1 protein-coding gene is annotated in these 3,165 nt (G+C 68.4%); it reads right to left on the bottom strand.

Annotated elements, in window-relative coordinates; all coding sequences use genetic code 11:
- Positions 1 to 406 precede the first annotated feature (406 nt).
- Positions 407 to 2,854: a zinc-dependent metalloprotease gene (locus VFU06_11955; GenBank protein HEU5210097.1), complete on the bottom strand. Its 2,448-nt coding sequence runs from the start codon at positions 2,852 to 2,854 to the stop codon at positions 407 to 409.
- Positions 2,855 to 3,165: the final 311 nt, after the last annotated feature.

Genomic DNA, 3,165 nt, shown 5'->3' with positions numbered 1-3,165 from the left:
CGAGCGCAACCGCATCGCCCTGACGATGAAGACCGGCGTGCAGCCGGAGGCGGGCGCGGCACGGCGGCAGGGGCAGCAGGGCAGGGGACCGAAGCAGAAGTCGGCGCCGAAGTCGAAGCCTGCTCCGCAGCCGAAGCCGGGTACGGTTGCGCCGAACGGGATGCGGTTTACCTGAGCCTCTGCGTCACGGCATCTCCATTTCACGCAGAGTCGCAGAGGAGCGGAGACGCAGAGGGCTGCTGGTGATCTGACTGATTGACGTCAGCCTCCAGAATAGAAGAACGCCGGTGACTGAATGTCACCGGCGTTTCTTCATACCTGGAATATCAGCGTTCAACGAAGCAGGTTGCTGCGCCTCTGCTCCTCCGCGCCTCTGCGTGAAACGAGACGGTCCGTGACTGCAGGATCAGCGCGGCTCCAGCACCGCCGTGATCCGCTGCGCGATGTCCTGCAGATGCGCCCGCGCCACGCCGCTCGTCCGCTGACCCGCCGCGTTCGCGAGCGTACGCACCTGCACGAGCTGTGCACGCGCGAGCGGTCGCAGGTCCGAGCGGTCGTTCTCCGCCTGGTACAGTGCGACCAGCCGGTCCACGTGGGCGCGCTGCAGTGCGCGACGGTACGTATCGGTGGCGGTCTGTGCGGCGTTGCCCCAGATGCCGGCGCGCAGGTCGTCGAGGTATGCACTCACCGGGTAGGCGACCTGCGGATGCGTCGTCTCGACCGTCAGCATCCGCCCCAGCCGCTGCCCCGAGAGCAGGCTGCCGACCATCATCGCCTGGCGCTGCTGCAGGCGCTGCGGGCCGTTCACGCGGATGCGCTCGAGGATCTCGGGCTCGAGCATCCAGAGCGGCGCGTCGAAGACCTGCTCCTCGATGAACTCGAGCGCGCGCTCCTGCGCGGCGCGCGTGACCGGCGTGTAGACCGGGCCCGCCTGGTCCGCGGTCTTGTGGTCTGCCATCACGCCGCCGATCACCGCGGCGACGTGGTTCACGTAGCGGAACCACTGGCCCTCCAGCTCGCCGTACAGCTCGGCCAGGTCCGTGTAGTCCTCGCCGGGCTTCGTCGTCCACTCGAGCAGGTTGGGTGTGACGCGCTGCAGGTTCATGATGCCGTACGTGCTCGCGCGCACCGGGTCATCGCCGATGTCCTCGGTCTGCGCGCGCGGATCCGCCGCCATGTCGGGTCCGCCGAGGAAGCGGTACATCGGGTCGTCCGCCTTCTCGACGATCCAGCGGTTCAGGATCGGCACCTCGTCCTCGGGCGTGGCAGCCTGCGGCAGCACGCGGTAGCCCCAGTTGATCACGTAGTGGTCGTACGGCCCGATCTGGCGGAGGAAGTCGGTGCCCTGGAGGCCGTCGCCCGGCTGCGCGACGTAGTTCTGGCGCGCGTAGTCCATGATCGTCGGTGCAACGCCCATGCGCCGCGCGAATGACGCGTTGCGCAGGGAATCGACCGGGTAGGCCGAGCTCGAGATCATGTTGTGCGGCAGGCCGAGCGCGTGGCCGACCTCGTGCGCGATCACCTGGCGCATCGCGTCGCACATCAGGCCATCATCGATCGGCAGCGAGCGCGCGAGCGGATTGGCCGCACCCGTCTCCAGCATGATGCGGTTGCGGTAGGAGCGCAGGTGGTTGTGATACCAGACGATGTCGCTCTCGATGATCTCGCCGGTGCGCGGGTCGCTGGTGCTCGGGCCCTGCGCGTTGCGGGTCAGGCTCGCGGCCCAGCGTACCACGGAGTAGCGCACGTCCTCCGGGTTCCAGTCCGGATCCTCAGCCGGCGACGGCGGATCCATCGCGAGGATCGCGTTGCGGAACCCCGCCGTCTCGAACGCGGGCTGCCAGTCCTCGATGCCCTGGCGCACGCACTGCCGGTACTCGGTCGGCGTCGCCGGGTCGAGGTAGTAGACGATCGGCTTCACCGGCTCGACGACCTCGCCGCGCGCGTATGCGGCCTCGTCCTTCGGCTCCAGCCGCCAGCGGCGGATGAACTCCTGCTCCGGCGCCTTCTGCTCGGTACGCCCGAAGTTCGTCTGCCGGATCGAGAAGAAGCCGACGCGCTCATCCGCGTAACGCGGCCGCATCGGCTCGCGCGGCAGCAGCACGATCGACTGGTTCATCTCGACCGAGACGGCGCCGACGTGCGCATCCGACGGCGGCGTCGTCGCCTCGAACGTCTGCGTGTGGCGAACCTCGACGTTCATCGGGTAGGAGCGCGCGGACGTGATGAAGCTGCGGTCGGGGTCCAGTCGCCGAACGCCATACTCCCGGCGACGCCGGGGATCCAGCGCACTGATCGCCGGCGTGTCACCGGAGAAGAAACTGGTGACATCGATGACCACGCTCGCACTGTCCTGTCCGATCGCCGAGATCCCGAAGGATGCGACGATCGGTGCGTAGTTGTTCGCGGCCACGCTGAGCGCGATGGGCGTCGAGTCGGCGGCGACGGCGTCGTAGGAATGCTTGCGCAGCAGGACACGGTCACCCTGCCGCTCCCACGTCATGATCTGCTCCTGCGCCGAGAAGCCGGCCGGGTTGAAGCCGCCGAAGTTGCTCGGCACGCCCGACCACCGGCTGATCACCAGCATCTCGCGGTCGAGCAGCGAGTCCGGGATCTCGAAGAGCACCTTGTCACCCACGCGGTGGACGAGGAACATGCCGCTGTCGCTCTGCGCGCTCGCGGGCACGACGTCGCGGTAGGGGCGGATGCCCTGCTGGCGCGACTGCCCACCATTCTGCGCCGGCGCCTCGGCGCGCGGGCGCGGCTGCTGCGCTGTGGATTCGCGCGCGGCACAGCCGCTGGTGAACAGGACAAGCGCACTGCAGGCGCATGCCAGTAGCCGGTTCGGATTCATCTCCGTCGTCCTCGAGCGGGTCTGCTTGTTGGGAGTGCCGGAAAAGGTAGGGCTCACGCGCAGTGCAGGCAAACCCGCGCCCTGCAAACACTGTCGGTGCGGGTCAGGGCTCGATCGAGTCATGCCGGCAGTTCATGAAGGCGCCGGCAGACGCGTTGCCAGGGCATCAACGCGCTCTTGCATCGCGGCAGCGCGCTGGCGAAGATCAGCCGATGGCGGCCCGTTCCCGCGTGGCCGCGGCGACCTCCCGACACCGGAGCCCATTCATGGAGCAGCAGCAGTCGGCCACCCGCTTCTTCCGCTGGGACGAC

It is taken from the genome of Longimicrobiales bacterium (genome assembly GCA_035764935.1).
Classification (GTDB): Bacteria; Gemmatimonadota; Gemmatimonadetes; order Longimicrobiales; family RSA9; genus DASTYK01.
The sequence above is the reverse complement of the archived record's forward strand: the minus strand, read 5'-3'. Positions and strand labels throughout refer to the sequence as shown.